The sequence below is a fragment of the Longimicrobiaceae bacterium genome, assembly GCA_035936415.1.
GTDB lineage: Bacteria > Gemmatimonadota > Gemmatimonadetes > Longimicrobiales > Longimicrobiaceae > JAFAYN01.
In genome coordinates, this window is sequence record DASYWD010000112.1 from 1 (window position 1) to 2,229 (window position 2,229).

Below are 2,229 nucleotides of genomic sequence, written 5' to 3' on the forward strand. Positions count from 1 at the left end.
CCCCCGCCCTCGCCGCGAGCTCTCCCGCCGCGCGGCGGGTCTCGATCAGGACTACTCCCGCCTCCGCCCGCGGGCCGTAGCGCGCGCTCTGCGCCCCGGGCACGACGGTCACCGACTCGATCGAGTGGGCCGGCACGGTGCTCAGGTCCGCCTCCCCGGTCACGGGGTCGTTCAGCGCGACCCCGTCCACCAGCACCAGGACCGCGTCCGCGCCGCTCCCGCGGATGCTCACCGTCTGCCGTCCCCCCGGCACGTCCTCCCGGAGCACCACGCCGGGGGCCCGCCGCACCACGTCCCCCGCCGTCCGGGCGCCGGAGCGCTCGATGGCCTCCCGCCCGACCCGCTCCCCCGGCGCCTCGCCGGGCCTCGCCAGGGTCACTTCCACTCCCTGCACCTGCAGGGTGGCGGGGACGAGGGCCACGCCCAGGCGGACGGTCTGCCCGTTGCGGACCTCGGCGCTCTCGGTCCGGGCCTCGTAGCCGATCCGGTGGACGACCACGCGGTACGTGCCCGGCTCCAGCCCCCGGAGGTGGAAGCCGCCGGCGGCGTCGCTCAGGACGCTGCGCCCGATCGCCGGGAGCTCCACGATGGCAGCCTCCACCGCCTCCCCAGTCGCGGCGCTCGTCACCCGCCCCGCCAGCTCCCCGGGGAACTGGCCGTGCGCTCCCGGTGCCGCCGCGAGCAGGAGGGCCAGGACGAGCAGGACCCCTTCATTACGCCGCATGGCCGTCTCCCCGCATCTCGTGGCACATCTCCCCCGCCAGCGGCACCACCTGGGGCGCCCCGGTGTCCGGCCCCGGGCCCGGGTGCGCCACGATCCGCGCCGGCCAGCGGTACACCCGCTGCACCAGCTCCGCGGTGAGCACCTCGGCGGGGCTCCCCTGGGCGGCCACCCTCCCGCGGTCCAGCACCACCAGCCGGTCCGCGTAGCGGGCGGCCAGGTTGAGGTTGTGGGTCACCAAGAGCACCGTGGTCCGGGCGTGCCCCAGGTCGCGCAGCAGCTCGAAGATCGCCATCTCGTGGGCCACGTCGAGCGCGGCGGTGGGCTCGTCCAGCGCCAGCGTGGCCGGCTCCTGCGCCAGCGCCCGGGCGATGCGCGCCCGCTGCCGCTCCCCCCCGGAGAGCGTCCCCACCGGGCGGTCCGCCAGCTCCTCCACATCCGCCCGCCGCAGCGCCTCCCGGATCGCGCGCCGGTCCGCGTCCCCCTCCCGCCGGAAGGCGCCCAAGTAGGGATACCGTCCCATCGCCACCAGCTCGCGCGTGCTCATGGGGAAGGGCGGCTCCTCCTCCTGCGGCACCACCCCCACCTCCCGCGCCAGCGCCGCCCGCGACCAGCTGGAGACCGGCCGCCCCCCGAAGCGCACCGACCCCCCCTCGGGCCGCAGCGTCCCCAGGAGCAGCCGCAGCAGCGTGCTCTTCCCGGAGCCGTTGGGCCCCAGCACCGCCGTACACGCCCCCGCCGGCACGTCCAGGGTCACCCCCTCCACGGCCGCCCGCTCCGCGCCGGGATACCGGAACGTCACCCCCTCGCACGTCCAGGCGCTCACGCTGCCACCCTCCGCCGCAGCAGCCAGACGAAGAACGGCACCCCCACGAACGCCGTCACCACGCCCACGGGGAGCTCCGTGGGCGCGGCGGCCACGCGGGCCAGGGCGTCGGCGAGCACCAGGAAGGTGGCTCCGAGGAGCACGGAGGCGGGGAGGAGGAAGCGGTGGTCGCCGCCCCAGAGCATCCGCACCACGTGCGGGATCACCAGCCCCACGAAGCCGATCACCCCGGAGGCCGCCACCGCGGCGGCGGTCACCAGCGAGGCGGCGGCGTAGGCGAGCAGCTTGGTGCGCTCCACGTGGGTCCCCAGGTACGCCGCCGTCTCCTCGCCCACGGACAGGAGGTTCAGGGAGCGGGCGAGGGCGAGGAGCACCCCCAGCCCCGGGAGGAGGTAGAGGGCGAGCAGGGCGTCGCCGCGCCAGGTGGCCCCGGCGAAGCTCCCCATCATCCAGAAGATGGCGGAGCGGAACGACTCCGTGTCCGCGAAGGTGAGCGCCAGCAGGATCACCGCGTTGAAGAACGACCCGGCCACCACCCCGGCCAGCAGGAGGACGCGGGTGTCCAGCGCGCGCCCGGCCGCCGCCGCGATGCGGAAGACCAGCGCCACCGCCAGCACCGCCCCCGCGAACGCCGCCACCGGGATCGGCGCGGCCGTGGCGGCGAAGCCGCCGAGCGCCATGG

Annotated in this window: 3 protein-coding genes; all 3 read right to left on the reverse strand. The window is 76.7% G+C overall.

Annotated elements, in window-relative coordinates; all coding sequences use genetic code 11:
* A partial coding sequence (locus VGR37_04275) for a TonB-dependent receptor plug domain-containing protein (protein ID HEV2146611.1) occupies positions 1-724 on the reverse strand: 724 nt, incomplete at its 3' end.
* Positions 714-1,547 (reverse strand): ABC transporter ATP-binding protein, encoded by an 834-nt coding sequence (locus VGR37_04280; GenBank protein HEV2146612.1) that lies wholly within the window; start codon positions 1,545-1,547, stop codon positions 714-716. The genes VGR37_04280 and VGR37_04275, both read right to left, overlap by 11 nt.
* Positions 1,544-2,229, reverse strand: a 686-nt coding sequence (locus VGR37_04285) for an iron ABC transporter permease (GenBank protein HEV2146613.1), incomplete at its 5' end; no start/stop codon positions are given. The genes VGR37_04285 and VGR37_04280, both read right to left, overlap by 4 nt.